The sequence below is a fragment of the Aestuariivivens sp. NBU2969 genome (genome assembly GCF_019931125.1).
Taxonomy (GTDB): Bacteria; Bacteroidota; Bacteroidia; order Flavobacteriales; family Flavobacteriaceae; genus Aestuariivivens; species Aestuariivivens marinum.
This window is the reverse complement of record NZ_JAIOUU010000018.1, coordinates 18,549-36,450: the sequence shown is the minus strand read 5'-3', so window position 1 is coordinate 36,450 and position 17,902 is coordinate 18,549. Positions and strand designations below refer to the sequence as shown.

Here is a 17,902-nt window from a genome sequence, read left to right as displayed (position 1 = left end):
TTTGATAAATCAATACACGAATGCAGTTTAAACACCCCGAAATTCTATACGCCTTATTTTTACTGTTAATTCCTATTATTGTTCATCTTTTTCAATTACGGAAATTTAAGAAAGTTGGTTTTACAAATGTGGCTTTTTTAAAAAAGGCTATACTGCAAACTCGAAAAAGTTCACAAATTAAAAAGTGGTTGGTCTTAGCAATAAGATTATTGTTGTTTACAGCTATTATAATAGCTTTCGCCCAACCTTTTATGTCTAACTCTTCACGCATAGACACCAAGTCCGAAACTGTTATTTATCTTGACAACTCATTTAGTATGCAAGCCAAAGGCCAACAGGGTGAATTGTTAAAACGTGCTGTACAGGATATTATAGCCAACGTTCCAGAAGACGAAAACATATCCATATTTACTAACGACGATACGTTTAAAAACACCTCTATTAAAGCCATAAAAAATGAGTTATTGCAACTGGATTATACTGCTATTTCCCTACCATCCGAAGCAGCTTTATTAAAAAGTAACACCTTATTTGAAAAAAACAGCAATAGCATTAAAAATTTGGTGTTTATTTCTGATTTTCAGAAAACCGAAGCTGATTTTATTCCAATTGTTGATTCCCTTACAAATTTACATTTGGTAAAACTTCAACCTGTAAACACGAGCAATATTGCTATAGATAGTGCCTATATCTCCAACACAGATGCTACAACTAAAGAGCTCACTATAACCTTAAAAAAAATTGGTGGTTTGGTTGAAAATTTGCCTGTTTCATTATACAACAACGATAATCTAATAGCTAAAACAGCTGTTGTATTAGACAATATTACACAAACTAGTTTTTCCTTGCCTAGTAATACCGCTATAAATGGAAAAATTGTTATAGATGATACTTCGCTTGAATTTGACAACACGCTATATTTTAATATCAACGACAACCAAAAAATAAATGTGTTGGCTATTAACGAAACCAGCGACGATTTTTTAAAACGTATCTATACACCCGATGAATTTAACTATAATGCAACCCAGATAGAACAGTTAGATTATAACCTTATTAGCGACCAACAGCTTATCATCTTAAATGAATTGGAATTAATTCCCAATCCTTTGGCTTCAACGTTAAAAATATTTGTATCGGAAGGTGGTTCCATATTGATTATTCCTTCAAATAAAATCCATTTGTCTTCCTATAATGATTTGTTGAGATCATTTAATTTAGCTTTAAACGAGGCTATTCAAAATGAAAAATTTATAACTACAATTAATTATTCACATCCTTTATACAATAATGGGGTTTTTGAAAAACAGGTTAGCAATTTTCAATACCCTAAAGCCAATTGTTATTATCCGATTACATCCAACATGGGTTCAAATGCTCTACAATTTGAAAATGGCAGTCCTTTTTTAAATACAAAGGATCGTGTTTTTTTATTTTCTTCAGCATTAAATGAAGATTATTCAAACTTTAAGAGTTCACCTCTTATTGTTCCTACTTTGTACAACATTGGGAAATTCAGTTTAAAAAACCCCGATTTGTATTACACAATAGGTAACGACAACCTTTTTGCCATCGCTACACAATTACACCAAGATGATATTTTATCTCTAGTAAACAACAATATGAGCATTATTCCAAGACAACAAAAGTTTAATAAAAAAGTGGTTGTAAAAACTTTGGAAACCCCTATAAAATCTGGTATTTATGCAGTAAAAAACAAAACACAAACCTTATCTAGGGTGAGTTACAATTATAACCGAAAGGAAAGTGATTTAACATTTACAGACTTGTCTAAGATTGACGGGGTTACTATAACTGATTCGGTAAACGATGTATTTGATACCATAAAAAGTAATACAAAAATTAACGCCCTATGGAAATGGTTTGTTATTTTTGCACTACTGTTACTCATAATAGAAATGCTCATCTTAAAATACTTTAAATGAACATACTTATAAAGTCTGCCACCATCATAGATCCAAAAAGCGAGTTTCATAACACCACTCAGGATTTATTAGTTGAAAATGGCTGTATTACCAATATTGGCAGTAATCTAAAAAACCAAAAAAACTATAAAGAAATACAGTTAGAGAACCTTCATATATCCCAGGGTTGGTTTGATAGTAGTGTATGTTTTGGTGAACCGGGTTATGAAGAGCGTGAAACTATTGGAAATGGTCTTAAAACAGCTGCGACCTCTGGGTTTACATCAGTTGTTATGAATTCCAATACAAACCCTGTTATTGATACCAATGCCGATATTGCCTTTGTACTTTCAAAATCGGCCAATCATGCCGTTACCCTTTTGCCCTTAGGGGCTCTAACACGGTCTAGTAAAGGTGAAGATTTAGCCGAACTTTTCGATATGAAAATGGCTGGAGCTGTAGCATTTTACGATTATAAAGCTGCGGTTACCAATCCTAACATGATGAAGATAGCTCTGCAATATGCTTGTAATTTTGATGGTTTGGTATGTTCGTTTCCTCAAGAAAATAGGATTACCAGAAATGGTGTTATGAACGAACAGGTTACCAGTACCAAACTGGGCTTAAAAGGAAATCCTGCTCTTGCTGAAGAACTGCAAGTAGCACGTGATTTATTTTTATTGGAATATACAGGGGGTAAATTACATATACCTACCATTTCTACGGCTAAATCAGTGGCATTGATAAAAGAAGCCAAAGCTAGAAAATTAGATGTCACTTGTAGTGTAGCTATACATAACCTATGTTTTACTGATGAAGCCTTAAACGATTTCGATACCAATTTTAAAGTAATACCGCCGTTAAGAACCCAAAACGATGTGAAGGCTCTTATTGAGGGACTTAAAGATGGCACTATAGATATGGTTACCAGCGACCATGCACCCATAGATATTGAAGAGAAAAAGGTGGAATTCGACCATGCCAACTATGGCACAATAGGACTGGAAAGTGCTTTTGGCGCCCTACGGACAGTATTGAGCACCAAAAAAACCATTGAGGTTTTAACTAGGGGAAAGTCACGCTTTGGAATAGAACCTAATCCCATTAAGATAGGAAATGAACTAAATGCCACACTTTTTAATCCTAATGACACCTATACTTTTAGTGTAAACGATATTAAGTCCCGGTCTAAAAACGCCATTTTTAAAGGAAGTTCTTTAAAGGGAAAAGTGTATGGTATTATTGCGAATAAGAAAATTTATTTAAACTCATAAAAATGAATCAACAAGAGATAAATGAGGGCAAAACATTGGCTTTTGTTAGCTATTTAACCATCATAGGAACCATTATCGCTTATTTTATGAATAACGATAAAAAAAATCCATTCATAAGCTTTCACACTAGGCAAGCCCTAGGTTTATGGCTTACCTATTTTGTATTGGGCTGGGTTATAAGTGCCGTGGATAGCTGGTACGCAACCTTGGCTTTTTGGATATTTTTTAGCGTTTTATTCATTTTCGGTATAGTGAGCGCTTTGGGGGGAAAATCCCAGCCTGTACCACTTTTAGGTGAATTATTCCAAAAATGGTTTTCTAGCACAGGGCAATAAATGGAGCACCATACACTTTCTTTATACCATATTGTTCGAAAATCCAGTTTAAACGAAAATGCTCCATTACTTATCATGCTACATGGCTATGGTAGTGATGAAAACGATTTGTTCTCGTTTGCATCGGAACTACCAGAAGAACTGTTTATCATTTCGTTAAGAGCACCATACCCCATGCAGCCTTTTGGCAATGCATGGTACGCCATTAACTTTGATGCTGAAAAAGGTAAATGGAGCGATAATGAACAAGCCATAGACGCTCGGGATTTAATAGCTAAATTTATAGATGAGGCTATATCCACTTATCCCGTTAATAAATACAATGTTACCCTTTTGGGTTTTAGCCAAGGTACTATTTTAAGTTATGCCGTTGCGCTGACTTACCCCGAAAAGGTAAAAAACATTATTGCCCTAAGCGGTTACATTAATCAAGATATTGTTCCTAAAGATTTTAAAAAATACAATTATTCACATCTGGATTTCTACTGCTCTCATGGTAGCGCAGACCAAGTTATCCCTGTAGATTGGGCAAGACAAACACCTCCTTTATTAAACCAATTAAACATTAAGTACTATTATTCCGAATTTCCTGTAGGTCATGGTGTGTCTCCTCAAAATTTTTATGAGTTTAGGAAGTGGCTGGCAGAACGACTTGAATATTAAGTGTTTTCGATTTGAGTAATTTTCAACTTACTACTTCTTGAATTACATAAAAAACCTTTAACCCAAACTTCTTTCTTTATGCTACGTTACAGAATTCCGTAAAGTAGAAACATAAAAAATCCAGCGAAAAGCTGGATTTATATTTTATTATTTAAATTTTAATCGTTCACTACCAATCTAAACCCTTCTCCATGTATATTTAGGATTTCTACTTTTTCATCCAGTTTTAGGTACTTACGCAATTTAGCAATGTAAACATCCATACTGCGTGAGGTAAAATAATTATCGTCTCGCCATATTTTAGTAAGCGCCAGTTCACGTGGCATTAAATCGTTTTCATGTAATGCCAACAAACGCAATAACTCATTTTCCTTAGGTGATAGTTTGATAGGATCCCCTCCATTAAAACGCAAAAAGCGTAACTTGGAGTTTAAATCGAAACGGCCAATTTTAAATTCAAATTGTTTACTGTCTGATATTGTTTCGGTAGCCTTACGTTGCATAATAGCCTTTATTTTCATTAACAGAACCTCACTGTCGAACGGTTTGTTCAAATAATCGTCTGCTCCTACTTTATAGCCTTTAAGAACATCTTCCTTCATGGCTTTAGCTGTTAGAAACACTATAGGAACATCTGTGTTTTTTTCACGTATTTCCTTTGCTAAAGTAAATCCATCCTTATAAGGCATCATAACGTCCAGAATACATAAATCGAAATCGTCCTTTTTAAATTTCTCGAAGCCTTCCATACCATTCTTAGCATGGACCACATCGTAATCGTTCATCATTAAATAATCCTTTAAAACGGTTCCAAAATTTGGATCGTCTTCTACCAATAAAATTTTCTTGTTTATTTCTTCCATAGTTATGTAATTATTGGAAGCTTTATGGTAAATATGCTTCCTTTATCTTTTTCTGTTTCTACCGACACATGTCCTTGGTGATCATCAACTATACGCTTTACGTATGCCAACCCTAGACCATGTCCTTTTACATTATGTATATTACCGGTATGTTCCCTATAAAACTTTTCGAACACCCGTTTGGCAGCAGCCTTACTCATGCCACTACCATGATCTTTAATGCTTAATAAAATATTTGTCCCCACATTTTCGGTAGACACTTCAATCTCCGGTGCTTCTGGTGAATATTTTATGGCATTGTCCAAAATATTAACAATAACATTAGTAAAATGGGTCTCATTGGCCAATACCGATGATTTTCCAGCATTTAAAGCTGTTTTTATATAGCCTTGCCTGTTTTCAACAATCAACTCTACATGCGTAATAGCATCTTCAATTAAGTCGTGTAGGCTTACCCTGTCCTTACTAATATTAAGTTCATTTTTTTCTAGTTTAGATATTCTTAAAACATTTTCTACCTGGGCATGCATACGCTTATTTTCATCCTTTATCATGTTAAGATACCTCAAAACCTTGCCTTTATCATCAATAATCTTAGGGTTTTTAATCGCATCTAAAGCTAAGTTTATAGTCGCAATAGGCGTTTTAAACTCATGCGTCATATTATTGATGAAATCTGTCTTTATTTGGGATATCTTACGTTGTTTAACCAATTGGAACAAAGCACTGGAATATGCTATAATAATAACAGATGTAAAGATAATGGACAGTAAGATCATACCTATGATTGATGACAAAATAAATTTTTCATCATCTGGAAAATTCACTAACAAGCTATAAGTGCTTACGTTATTTTCATCATAAAACATTGGCACACTAAAGGTTGAGGCCTTGTCATATTCAAAATTATCACTCTGTACCTTAGTGGCCAAACCATTACTATAGATAGCAAATTCGAAATCGATATCTATGTCGCTTTCTTTTAACCTTTTAGTAAGCAGATTAAAAACTTTATCTTTTGAAACCCTCTTGTATATTGGATTTCGTTTTGAAATCGCCTTAAAATCTTTTTCAACACTTAGTTTCTCCGCGGTACTTAGAGCCCCACTGTTTATTATACTCACAATATCGGCTTCATTTACTTCGTTTTCAGAAAACTCAATATTGTCATAAATCTCTGTTTTAGAACTGCTAATAATTTTTTTAACATTAACACTATCTAAACCTATGTCAAAGAGCGACGATGATAACTTATAATTTTCTTCCAAAATACCACTTTTGTAAATAAGGGCTTGTTTGGTATCGTTATTTTTTTGGTAAATGAACAACTGGGAAACCGATTGTGAAACTGAAACGGAATCGTTTTCCTTATTTTCACTAATTAGATCTTTAGCCTTTTGGTACTTCTTAAAATACTCTGCCAACTCATCCTCCTGGATTTGGTTGGATACCTTTGCTAATACTCCTTTAACCTTAAAATTAAACCGATCCTCTTCATTAGCTACAGAACCCTTTATATAATAGGCCTGCACAAAAATAATCCCAATTAGGGACAAGCTCATTAAAAGAATTAGTAGGCTAAATATTTTCTTGCTCATCATTCAAATTTAACATTTTAACATTTAGGGCTCCTTGCATTTAACCTAACGTTAACAAAAATGTTAAAATTTAAAAGTTATGCTATTTTATTAAGAATTTCATGGTGTATTTCCAATACCTGTTGCTTAGTGTCTACTAAATCTGTATTTTGAATAACAAAGTCAGATAATTTCACTCTGTCACTGTCCTCCCACTGGTTTTCCATAATAGCTACGATATGTTCTACAGTAGTATTATCCCTAGATAACAAGCGTTCTATCCTAACCGCCTTTGGTGCCGTAACGGTAATTATAAAATCACAAGCCTTGTAACCGCCATTTTCAAATAATATAGCGACTTCCTTAATGACGTAAGCGGTATTTTGCTTTAACACCCATTTTTTAAAATGACTTGCTACGCGCGGATGAACAATCTCATTCATTTGCGACAAATAGCTTTTATCATTAAAAATAATACCAGCTATAAAAGGCTTGTTTAATTTATTGTTCTTATAGGCTTGATGACCAAAGAGATCAATAAGCTTTCGCTTAATGACTTTTGATTGGTTCATAAGTTTTTTTGCCTCTTCATCTGCTATATAAACAGGTATTCCTAAATCAACAAATGCCTTAGCTACAGTAGTCTTTCCACTTCCTATGCCTCCTGTGAGTCCAACTATGGTCATTTTAATATAATAAATTCAATATGCTGATTGTTAATCCTTACACTCTTTACAAATTGAGAGGTTCCCACTAGCTCCGGCACAAAAAAAGACTGTTCTTCACCTATTTTACCATAATCACAAACCACTTTAAAATCACTTGGTTCTACCGATTTAAAATGCTCTAAACTAGTATAGAACATTACCGTAACCTCTTTTGGAAAGTATTTTATTCGTAACTCGGTTGGTACATTAATAATACTTATTGGTATTTTTAAGCTCCCTTCTGTAAAACGTTCAACTCTAGCCTTTAAATGTATTGATTGATCTGAAAAACGAATATTACCATTTTTTGGCAATTTTAATTTTATTGTTTTATCAATATTCTTTTTTACATCTTCTAACACAAGGGTCTCAGTTTCAATATAGTCAATGGCGCCTACAATATCTTTTGGTCCAATAACTTTAACAGAATCAGGAGTAATGCTAAATCCATTGAATATATCGAACCCTGGAATAAATGTAATATTTGTATTGATTTCTACAGGTATTTTTTTAACTAGATTAACATCATAATTAAATTCCAGTGTATCCGGAAATATATCAATAATCTCAACATTCTTAGCAAAGGTGGTTATACTTAGTCGCCTTGAATTGGACTTTGTCCAGACAAACTTTGAAGAGCCCTCAAAAACATCCTTAGAAAAATCGACTCTAATTTTTGGTCTTGAAAAGTAAAAATCGAGCCATTTAAAACCATAGGCCTTAATTGTGATGTTTAGAATAGAATCTGAATTATCTAAAATCACCTTTTCTTCTGGTACATTAATCTTCTCTATTCTAAACTCCATGGTATTGGTATAGGATTTAGAAAGTTTTGAAAAAATGAGAATAACAAACGCCAAGAACAAAAACAACAAAAACACATTTAGTTGCTTGTTTTGTATTGACCTGAGTAATTTCAATTTAACTTTCTTTATCATGTCTGTTTAAAAAATAAGTTTGGAAAATGTGTCTTAGGGTCTTTATTGAATACTTCCAAAGCTAAAGTTGATTTTAAAAATCCGTAACCATAACCTAAAAACTGAATGGCAACAGCTACAACAGCCCATAAAGCAACAAGAATGCTTTTAGTAATTACCAATGCCAAAAGTAAGGCCATAGCAAAATACACCCCGTAAACGATAAATAACCATTCATACCCCAAAAAAAGTAGAAACAAGGCAACAACAAAACCCATAACAAATAAAGTTGGAAACCAATAGGTGATTTTTTTTGTGCTGGGGTGCCACTGATTTAATATTGGACGCACCATACCAAACTTATGAACTTGAATGTAAAATTTATGCCAAGATATTCTTCTTTTATGATATACATAAGCCTTAGGGATTAGCTTAGTTTTGTAACCTAGATTCCACAATCGAATTGACAGATCGGGGTCTTCTCCAGGATGAATGGTTCCAAAACCTTTTGAATTCTGAAATGCTGCCTTGGAAAGTCCCATGTTGAAACTTCTTGGTTGAAACTTATTCACACTATGCTTATTCCCCCTTATACCCCCTGTGGTAATGAAAGAAGTCATTGAAAAATTAATCGCCTTTTGTAAATTGGTAAAGGAAGGATGCGCTTTGTCTGGACCACCAAAACAGTCCACATAACCTTTTTTTAATTCACAATCAACTTCTTCAAGGTAATTTTCTGGTAATATACAATCGGAATCCAAAATTATAAAGTAATTCCCTCGAGCCTGTTGCATACCATAATTTCTGGAATCACCAGGTCCTGAGTTTTCCTTAAAGTAATACGATATATCCAATTTACCACTAAATGTGTTTACTATTTCTTTTGAAGTAATTGTGGAACCATCCTCAATTATAACTACTTCAAAGTCAATATCTGTTTTAAGAGTTACAAAACTTTGCAAAAGCTCCTGAATTTCATCAGGGCGATTATAAACGGGAATAATAAACGAATACTTTAATTGCATACACAAAAGTAAATGAATTTTTTCATTTGAAAATTCATAAAAAACAAAAGAAAAATTAAAAAGATTAAAGAAATGATTACAAAGTTGAAACTAAATTCTGTAATGTTTTTGTATATAAAATTTAGGCTTTACTAGAAACAACTACCATTGTATATAAAAAAGCCACCCCAATGGTGGCCTTAAAATTTAAACACTTATAACGCAGTACATTATTTAGGTTTTACTTTATCATTATCGTTTTTTACTATTCTTCTCCTGTAAAGGTACTCATTACTGCATCACTTACACCCATATTACTGAATCCTCCATCGTTATATAGATTTTGAAGTGTTATGCGTTTGGTTAAATCACTAAACAAAGTCACTGTATAGTTAGCACAGTCTAAGGCTGTGGCATTTCCAAGGGGAGACATTTTCTCGGCATAAGCAATAAAACCATCAAAACCTTTTACCCCACTACCTGCCGTAGTTGGCGTTGGTGATTGTGAAATAGTGTTTACTCGTACTTTTTTATCACGTCCAAAGAAATACCCAAAACTACGAGCAATACTCTCTAAATAGGCTTTATTATCTGCCATATCATTATAGTCAGGAAATACACGTTGCGCCGCCATATAAGTAAGTGCCACAATGCTTCCCCATTCATTCATTGCATCCGATTTGTAAAGTGTTTGCATTAATTTATGGAAAGACATCGCCGATACATCCGTTCCTTTTTGAGTCCAGTCGTAATTTTGATCGGTGTAATGCCTTCCTTTTCTAACATTAATTGACATACCTATAGAGTGCAACACAAAGTCTAACTTACCTCCTAAAATTTCCATGGATTGGTCTATTAGATTTTGTAAATCATCTATAGATGTGGCATCGGCAGGAATAATCTGGGAACCTGTTTTTTCTGCCAATTCATTTATCTGTCCCATACGCATTGCTACTGGCGCATTTGTCAATACAAATTGACCTCCTTCTTCATGAACACGTTCCGCCGTTTTCCATGCAATAGAATTAGAATCTAAAGCCCCGAAGATAATTCCCTTTTTTCCTTTTAATAAATTGTACATATTTTAATAGTTTATATGTTTATGTTTCTTGGTTTGATCTCTAAATATTGGCAAAAATACTAAACTTTAACAAATGTTAAAGGTTTAATTTAACAACTCCTTGGCATGGGCAATAGCGGATGAGGATATATCTAAGCCTCCCAACATTTGTGCTATTTCCACAATGCGTTCATCATAGTTTAGCTTCACCAAATTGGTTTGGGTAACGTTATTAACATCTTCTTTATAGACCTTAAAATGCGAATGGCCCTTGGCTGCTATTTGTGGCAAATGGGTTATGGCAAACACTTGCATGGTTTTGCTCATTTGCAACATAATCTCAGCCATTTTGTTCGATATTTCCCCTGAAACTCCTGTGTCTATCTCATCAAACATAATGGTTGGCAATTGGATATAGTTTGATAAAACTAATTTTATAGCCAACATAATCCTAGATAATTCACCTCCGGAAGCTGCTTTTTTCAATTCCAAGAAACTCCCTCCCTTATTAGCCGAAAATAAAAAGGACAACTCATCTTTCCCATTGGAAAATAAAGTGCTGGTATAGCTAACTTCAATGTTGAACTGAGCATTGGGCATACCTAGTGTTTTTAAAATCGTCTCCAACTGTTGCTTTAATTCTGGGACAGCTTTCGTACGTTTTTTATGTATTGTATCTGAAATACTATTGAGCAACTCGAGTTTAATAGCTATTTCTTTCTGTTTTTGTCCAATGTCATCATCCAAATTTTCGGTAATCGAAACCTTATCAGCTAAATTATTACGAATGGCAATTAGTTGGGTTATATCACTTGCAGCATGCTTCAACATTAAATTGTGCAAGGTCTGTAGTTTGGTATTTACTTGTTCCAAACGCTCTGGATTAACTTCAAGCGACTCTTGAAATAAATAAATTTCACTATAAATATCATCTAAGTCGATTAAACAACTATGGATCCGTTCAAATAAATCATTATATCTAGAAGATAACCCCGAGAGTTTGCTAAAGTTATTTTTTAATTGGGTAAGTGTTGTTATAATGCCTATTTGTTCATCTCCAAGTAGTTGGTAAGATTCTGAAAGTTTTTCTTTAATGTCCTCTACATTGTTTAAGGTTTCGTACTCCTCTTCTAATATTTCTAGTTCGCCATCAACTAATTGTGCTTCAACCAATTCATTCAATAAAAATGTATTATAATCGTGTTCTTTAATAGCTTCAGATTTTAGGTTTAATAGCCCCTCTAATTCTTTTTGAAGTGATTTATAAGACCATAACTCCCCTTTATACTTTCCTAAATCAGAAACCGTTCCTGCCAAAGCATCTATAACTTGAAATTGAAATGCATCATCTACAATTTGAAGTGTTTGATGTTGAGAATGGATATCAATTAATCTTTCGCCTAATACCTGCAAACTATTTAGGTTTACCGGTGAATCGTTTACAAAGGCACGCGATTTACCTGAAGGCAATATCTCCCTTCGTATAATGGTTTGCTCATCGTAATCCAAATCTTCTTTTTCAAAAAAAGGTTTTAAATTGTAGTTGATAATACTAAAAACAGCTTCAATCACACATTTTTTAGTATTATCCTTTAAACTACTCAAATCTGCACGTTTCCCCAATATTAGTGATAATCCTCCCAATAAAATGGATTTACCCGCTCCTGTTTCGCCTGTGATGATTGATAATCCATTGTTAAAATCGACTTTAAGGTTATCGATTAAAGCATAATTTTTAATAGCGAGTGAAACTAACAATGTAATAAAATTGTATTTGGTTAGGAACTAAATATACTAAATGAAATCTTAAAACAGTAAATTGAACTAAAACTTAATATTTGACCATTTACTGGAATGCATGGGTGCCACTTTTTGAAGTGTCTCCTTAACACTAGCTATATTAACATTGGGACCATCGGTAAATATTTGTTCGATTTCATCTGCTTTGGCATCAAAAAATGTTCGCTGCAAAAAAGAATTAGGCCTACGACTGTTCATAGCCTCAAACAATCTTAAGGTAGATGCTATTTCTTCTTTACCTTTTTTAGTATTTTCACTCATAACATCCAACCCTGACCTATGATAACGATACAGTACTTCCCTATAAGCAGAAAACGTTGGAGACATCAGATTATCTATTAAAGCAAATCTACTTTGCAAACCATCTTCCAGTTTCCAACCTTTAAAATTTTCCTGTTGTGAATAGTTAACAATGGTTTGTGCCTGGCTGAAATAGGGATCACCACCTTGCTTTGCAAATGTATCGGCATCCAAGCCCAAAATCATATAAATATGAAAGGCCAAAACAGAAATGAGATTGGATTCAAACTGAGTAGGGTTAAACACTAAATTCTGAAATTCTAAATAACGAAATGCAAAATCCCTATCGTTGAAATTATAAATTGGTGTTGTAAAAGAAGATCCAAATACTGGTCGTGACGATTGTATTTGAATAGATCCTTGAAAGGCTTCACCACTATATTCTGTAATGGTAATAACCATACTACAGTCAATACGCTCTTGTGACGAAAAGGCCTTGTTGGTCCATTTGGTATTGTTGACAAACTCTGTGAGTTGATTTTGTAATGTTTTAAAAATAGATTGATTTGCATTCCCTGTTTGTTGAGCATTAACAACCACGCTGCAATTCAATTCCTGGGAAAATCCATTAAAACTAAAAACAAATAAAAGGCAATATAAAATGTTACGCATGGATATGTTTTAAAATCTCATTAAATAAATCTTGGGCAACTTCGGCTTTATCCTTTAATTGAAACTCCGTTACGTTGTCTTTATTATCTAAAAAGGTAACTTTATTTGTATTGTTTTTAAAGCCTGCCCCCTTATCATTTAACGAATTTAAAACAATTAAATTTAAATTCTTTCGTTTTAGTTTATCTTTTGCATTTTCCAATTCATTATTGGTTTCTAAAGCAAAGCCTACTAAAAACTGATGTGTTTTAGCTCTTCCCAAAGATTCCAATATATCCTTAGTCTTTTCGAGCTCAATAACCATCTCAGAATCATTCTTCTTAATTTTTTGACTGGCTACAGCTTTTGGTTTAAAATCGGCCACTGCTGCAGACAGAATAGCGATATCGGTTTCATTGTAGTACGCATGCACTGCATTGTACATCTCATTGGCACTTACAACGTGAAGGATTTGAATTAAGCTATGAGATATTTTCTCATTGGTTGGCCCAGTTATTAAAACAACTTGTGCTCCCAAGTTTGCAGCTGTTTTAGCAATTTCAAACCCCATCTTACCACTGGAATGATTAGCTATAAAACGCACTGGGTCTATAGCTTCGTAAGTAGGACCTGCTGTAACAAGTACTTTTTTATCCCTTAAAGGCAATTGATTTAAAATATCGTTTTCAAGAAAAGTAACAATATCTTCTGGTTCAGCCATACGTCCCTCTCCCTCTAAACCACTAGCCAACTCCCCACTAGTAGCTGGAATCATGACGTTGCCAAAGCTCTTTAGGATTTTAAACGATCGTAACGTACTTTCATGTTTATACATGTCTAAATCCATTGCAGGTGCAAAATACACAGGGCATTTAGCCGATAAATAGGTTGCCAATAACAGGTTGTCACAAACACCATTTGCCATTTTAGACAAGGTATTGGCTGTAGCTGGGGCTATAATAAAAAGATCTGCCCACAGCCCTAATTCCACATGGTTATTCCATACAGCATTATCATCTTCTTCATTAGTAAACGATGAAAAAACAGGATTTTTTGAAAGCGTAGATAAGGTAAGAGGAGTTATAAAATCTTTTGAAGCAGGTGTCATTACCACTTTTACTTGTGCTCCCGATTTTATAAATAAACGGACTAAAGAAGCCGTTTTATAAGCGGCAATACCAGCAGTTATTCCTAACAGTATGTTTTTGCCGCTTAATATTGACATGTTATGGTTTTTACTGGGCGTCTTCCTCAGTATTTCTAAAATAAACTTTCTCCTTTAACCATTCTTGAATAGCTAAAGCATGAGGCTTTGGAAGCTTTTCATAAAACTTAGACACTTCAATTTGTTCTTTGTTTTCAAAAATCTCTTCGAGACTGTCATTATAAGTAGCAAATTCTTCCAACTTGTCTATAAGTTCTTTCTTGATTTCTGTGTTTATTTGATCCGCTCTTCTAGAGATAATAGAAATAGCCTCATAAATATTACCTGTCTGTTCATCGATTTGATTTCTATCGTAAGTCATTGTATTAACAGGAGCTTTGGTTTTCTTTAAATCCATTTTTTAATCGCTTTATATATTTTTTGCCTATGGCTTATTTACTTATTTAGAATATTTTTAAAAATTAACTTTCTGTTTGATACTGTTTTAATTCATTATCAATATCGATTGCCATTCTGTTTACCTCTTCAATGTATTTTGAGTTAGGAAACGAATTTTTAAATGCACTAGAGTATTCTTTTCCTTTTTCTAAACGTAACTTTTTAATATGTTCCACATTACCTTGAACCGTTCTTCTTGTTTCATAACTGTTCATAGCCTGTTGGTATACAGCATCTAACCTAAAATACATGGCATCTTCACGCAATACAGATCCTGGGAATTCATAAATAAAATTATCAAATGATTTAATTGCAGCGTCAAAATCAAATGTATATCCTGGAGCTATTTCTGCATATTTCATAGCAATACTAAACGCTTTTTGCTCTAATTTAAATTCCAATTCTTTTACTAGCTTATTCGCTTCATCTAAATATTCGGATTCAGGAAATAAATTGATAAAATTTTGAAGTTTTTCAATAGCCTCTACAGTATCAGTTTGATCTTTTGAATAAACCGGTGAGAGCATATAATAACTTTTTGCACTTAAAAAAGAGGCTTCTTCTAACTTTTCGCTTTCGGGATAACTTGAAGCGAATCGTTCAAACTGATACCCTGCAACATAATAATCCCTCATCCTATAGAATGAGTTGGAATACAAATACATTAACTTTTCTGCTTGTGGCTTCCCTCTATAATTAGGTACAATTTGTGCAAAAAGACGATTGGCCTTTTCGTATTTACCTGCATTATACAATTCTTCTCCCATTTTAAATTTTGGGGCTATTTCTTCGGCTTTTAAAACTTTTTGATATTCACTACATGAATTTAATGCCGTGAATGCCAATAATATGTATAAAATTTTCTTCATAGTTTAAAACAGGATGCAAAATTAAGCTATTAATATGGATTTTAAAAAAATATTTTAAACGCTAAAGTAACTGTTGAACAACAGTAACAATAAGGTTTAAATAATATTTAACACTACGAAGTACTATGTTCTTTTATTGCCTTAAAATAACGAGCTTGGGTATTTCTTTACTTTCTGCAAAAAAATGACCTTTAATTGTAATCATTAACAAAACGTCCTATCTTCTCCTTTAATTGATGAGATGCTGGTACTAAAGGTAACCTAACGGTATCTTTACATAATCCTAAGGTATCAAATACACATTTAATGCCTGCTGGATTATTTTCTTCAAAAATATAACCAATAACATCCATAAGTTTAAAATGTATACTATAGGACTCCTTAGTTTTGCCCTGCAATCCTAATCGAATCATGTTTGAAAAGTCTTTTGGAAATGCTTGGCCAATTACTGAAATAACCCCTGCTCCTCCAGCCAAAACTACACCTAAGGCTAAATCGTCATCTCCTGATATAACCAAGAAATCTTCTGGTTTATCTTTTAATAATTGTAAATATTGGGATACGTTGTTGCCTGCTTCCTTTACACCTATAATATTTTTAAAATTTTTTGCCAGACGTAAGGTTGTTTCTGGCTCCATATTCTTTGAGGTTCTGCCAGGAACATTATACAATATCAAATCTATCGGACTTGCTTCAGAAATCGCTTTAAAATGTTGATATATCCCCTCTTGTGTAGGTTTACTGTAATAAGGGGCTACAGATAAAATAGCATCCATATTACTTAAATCGGTGCTTTTTATTTCCTCTATAACGGCTGCAGTATTATTCCCTCCAATACCCAAAACCATAGGAACCCTTCCTTTATTAGCATTAGTAACAGTTTTAACCACCTCCTGCTTTTCCCGCTTGTTTAAGGTTACACTTTCTCCTGTGGTACCACAAATCACTAGATACTCTGTACCATTTTCAATATTAAAATTAACGATATTGGCCAAAGCCTCATGATCGACACTTAAATCAGATTTAAACGGGGTTACCAATGCCACTCCAGTCCCTAAAAACTTATTGTTCATTTTTAATTTTATTTAATATAGTTAAGTACTTAAAAACTTCTTTTTTAAATACTTTGAATTCATCTAGATGGGTTTTAATTATTAAATCGTTAAGCCTAGTATCTGTTTGTAAAATTCCTATCTTAAATTTTGCATTCGACAAACCTGTAAGTAACTTAAGTTCTAATTCATCATTGGCATAATAGCTAATCAAAACATCAAACGATTTGTCTAAAAATGCCTGTAATTCAGTATTTTTTATGGTGCCATTCCAACCTATGTCCTTTGCGCTGAAACACAGTTCCCAAAAATTAGGTTTTTCATTTTTTGTTGGTGAAAAAGCAATGACCTTGAGCTTATTAGGACGAATATGCAAATAGGTTGCCAATCCTCTAAACAACTCAAAATCATCTACTTCATCACTATTTAAAATAATGCCCAAACTTTCAACTTTGCTATCATCTACATAAACCTCACGCTCAGATAACATTTTGTTTAAATACTTTTTATTAGATTTTTCTTTAAAACCCTTTAAAATCATTTAAATTTATCATTTCCGCAAAGGTAGCAAAAGTAAAACCAAAAACTTGCAATAGATATGAGGTTCACATATTTCGTTTTTTTGTTAAATTTTTTAATTATTGTTAGTTGCAAAGAGGAACCTTATAGGCTTACAAAAATTAAAGGCTCACTTATAAAGGTTACCGATTCCATTAACCCCAATAGTGAGGTTGAATTATTTATTGAGCCTTATAAAAACCATATTGAAAAAGATTTAGACAGTACTATTGCCTATGCTATGAATTTCTATTCTAAATCTGATGGCAAACTTAATACGGCTATAGGGAATTTTATGGCTGATGTGGTTTACGAACAAGCTAATCCCGTTTTTAATAACAGAACAGGCAAAGACATAGACATGGTCTTGCTAAACCATGGTGGTATTCGCTCCACAATCCCAAAAGGTGACATTAGAATACGTAACATGTTTGAATTAATGCCATTTGAAAATAAAATTGTTGTAGTTGCTTTAAAAGGGAAACAAATTGATAGTATGATAAACTACTTAAGCCAAGCCAAAAGAGCCCATCCTATTTCCAAGCTCAAATTAAGTTTAGACCAAGACTTCAATCCCATTAGAGCAATGCTAAATGGCGAAACAATTAGGAGCAACAAAACTTATTATGTGGCTACTAGTGATTATTTATTTAATAATGGAGATAACATGAAATTTTTTAGACCAAATGATAGTTTATACAATCTAAACTATAAGATTAGAAATGCATTGATTGATTATCTAAAAAAAGTAGACACTATTAATCCTGTAATTGATGACAGGTTCGTTCAAATAAAAAACTAAAG

18 protein-coding genes are annotated in these 17,902 nt (G+C 33.3%); 5 read left to right on the top strand and 13 right to left on the bottom strand.

The genetic code is table 11. The features are described 5' to 3' along the window. Window positions 1–20: 20 nt before the first annotated feature. Genes K7G79_RS11925 through K7G79_RS11910 form a run of 4 tightly spaced genes read left to right on the top strand, consistent with a single transcriptional unit; the run spans window position 21 to window position 4,197 of the window. Complete coding sequence (locus tag K7G79_RS11925; RefSeq protein WP_223551815.1) at window positions 21–1,946, top strand: BatA and WFA domain-containing protein; 1,926 nt, start codon at window positions 21–23, stop codon at window positions 1,944–1,946. Further along, window positions 1,943–3,199: a dihydroorotase family protein gene (locus K7G79_RS11920; RefSeq protein WP_223551814.1), complete on the top strand. Its 1,257-nt coding sequence runs from the start codon at window positions 1,943–1,945 to the stop codon at window positions 3,197–3,199. The genes K7G79_RS11925 and K7G79_RS11920 overlap by 4 nt, the downstream gene beginning before the upstream one ends. A gap of 2 nt (window positions 3,200–3,201) precedes the next feature. Further along, window positions 3,202–3,534, top strand: coding sequence for a DUF4870 domain-containing protein (locus tag K7G79_RS11915; protein ID WP_223551813.1), 333 nt, complete (start codon window positions 3,202–3,204; stop codon window positions 3,532–3,534). Then, window positions 3,535–4,197 (top strand): alpha/beta hydrolase, encoded by a 663-nt coding sequence (locus K7G79_RS11910; protein WP_223551812.1) that lies wholly within the window; start codon window positions 3,535–3,537, stop codon window positions 4,195–4,197. A 158-nt stretch (window positions 4,198–4,355) separates the two neighbouring features. Here the strand turns inward: K7G79_RS11910 and K7G79_RS11905 are convergent, their stop codons facing one another. The 13 genes from K7G79_RS11905 to K7G79_RS11845 all read right to left on the bottom strand — a co-directional run bounded on the left by K7G79_RS11905 (window position 4,356) and on the right by K7G79_RS11845 (window position 17,081). Continuing rightward, the gene (locus K7G79_RS11905) at window positions 4,356–5,060 is read right to left on the bottom strand and encodes a response regulator transcription factor (RefSeq protein WP_223551811.1); all 705 of its coding nucleotides are present in this window, start codon (window positions 5,058–5,060) and stop codon (window positions 4,356–4,358) included. A gap of 2 nt (window positions 5,061–5,062) precedes the next feature. Continuing rightward, window positions 5,063–6,658 carry a sensor histidine kinase KdpD gene (locus K7G79_RS11900; RefSeq protein WP_223551834.1) on the bottom strand — a complete coding sequence of 532 codons (1,596 nt, stop codon included), beginning with the start codon at window positions 6,656–6,658 and terminating at the stop codon, window positions 5,063–5,065. Between the two features lie 77 nt (window positions 6,659–6,735). Then, on the bottom strand, window positions 6,736–7,323 hold the full coding sequence (coaE, locus tag K7G79_RS11895) for a dephospho-CoA kinase (RefSeq protein ID WP_223551810.1): 588 nt from the start codon (window positions 7,321–7,323) through the stop codon (window positions 6,736–6,738). Beyond that, on the bottom strand, window positions 7,320–8,282 hold the full coding sequence (locus K7G79_RS11890; RefSeq protein ID WP_223551809.1) for a CdaR family protein: 963 nt from the start codon (window positions 8,280–8,282) through the stop codon (window positions 7,320–7,322). Before K7G79_RS11890 ends, coaE begins: the two co-directional genes overlap by 4 nt. After that, window positions 8,279–9,286: a glycosyltransferase family 2 protein gene (locus K7G79_RS11885; RefSeq protein WP_223551808.1), complete on the bottom strand. Its 1,008-nt coding sequence runs from the start codon at window positions 9,284–9,286 to the stop codon at window positions 8,279–8,281. The genes K7G79_RS11890 and K7G79_RS11885 overlap by 4 nt, the downstream gene beginning before the upstream one ends. 244 nt (window positions 9,287–9,530) lie before the next feature. After that, window positions 9,531–10,346: an enoyl-ACP reductase gene (locus tag K7G79_RS11880; protein ID WP_223551807.1), complete on the bottom strand. Its 816-nt coding sequence runs from the start codon at window positions 10,344–10,346 to the stop codon at window positions 9,531–9,533. A gap of 84 nt (window positions 10,347–10,430) precedes the next feature. Then, window positions 10,431–12,083 (bottom strand): DNA repair protein RecN, encoded by a 1,653-nt coding sequence (gene recN / locus K7G79_RS11875; RefSeq protein WP_223551806.1) that lies wholly within the window; start codon window positions 12,081–12,083, stop codon window positions 10,431–10,433. Window positions 12,084–12,149: 66 nt separating this feature from the next. Then, the gene (locus K7G79_RS11870; protein WP_223551805.1) at window positions 12,150–13,037 is read right to left on the bottom strand and encodes a DUF4835 family protein; all 888 of its coding nucleotides are present in this window, start codon (window positions 13,035–13,037) and stop codon (window positions 12,150–12,152) included. Then, complete coding sequence (coaBC, locus tag K7G79_RS11865) at window positions 13,030–14,241, bottom strand: bifunctional phosphopantothenoylcysteine decarboxylase/phosphopantothenate--cysteine ligase CoaBC (RefSeq protein ID WP_223551804.1); 1,212 nt, start codon at window positions 14,239–14,241, stop codon at window positions 13,030–13,032. Before coaBC ends, K7G79_RS11870 begins: the two co-directional genes overlap by 8 nt. Window positions 14,242–14,251: 10 nt before the next feature. After that, complete coding sequence (locus K7G79_RS11860) at window positions 14,252–14,578, bottom strand: DNA-directed RNA polymerase subunit omega (protein WP_223551803.1); 327 nt, start codon at window positions 14,576–14,578, stop codon at window positions 14,252–14,254. A gap of 64 nt (window positions 14,579–14,642) precedes the next feature. Next, window positions 14,643–15,488 (bottom strand): outer membrane protein assembly factor BamD, encoded by an 846-nt coding sequence (locus tag K7G79_RS11855; protein ID WP_223551802.1) that lies wholly within the window; start codon window positions 15,486–15,488, stop codon window positions 14,643–14,645. Window positions 15,489–15,679: 191 nt separating this feature from the next. Then, entirely contained in the window at window positions 15,680–16,561 is an 882-nt protein-coding gene (gene dapA, locus K7G79_RS11850; protein ID WP_223551801.1) for a 4-hydroxy-tetrahydrodipicolinate synthase, read from the bottom strand. After that, on the bottom strand, window positions 16,551–17,081 hold the full coding sequence (locus K7G79_RS11845; protein ID WP_223551800.1) for a hypothetical protein: 531 nt from the start codon (window positions 17,079–17,081) through the stop codon (window positions 16,551–16,553). Before K7G79_RS11845 ends, dapA begins: the two co-directional genes overlap by 11 nt. Window positions 17,082–17,138: 57 nt before the next feature. Here K7G79_RS11845 and K7G79_RS11840 point away from each other — a divergent pair, with 57 nt between their 5' ends. Beyond that, window positions 17,139–17,900, top strand: coding sequence for a 5'-nucleotidase C-terminal domain-containing protein (locus tag K7G79_RS11840; RefSeq protein ID WP_223551799.1), 762 nt, complete (start codon window positions 17,139–17,141; stop codon window positions 17,898–17,900). Window positions 17,901–17,902: the final 2 nt, after the last annotated feature.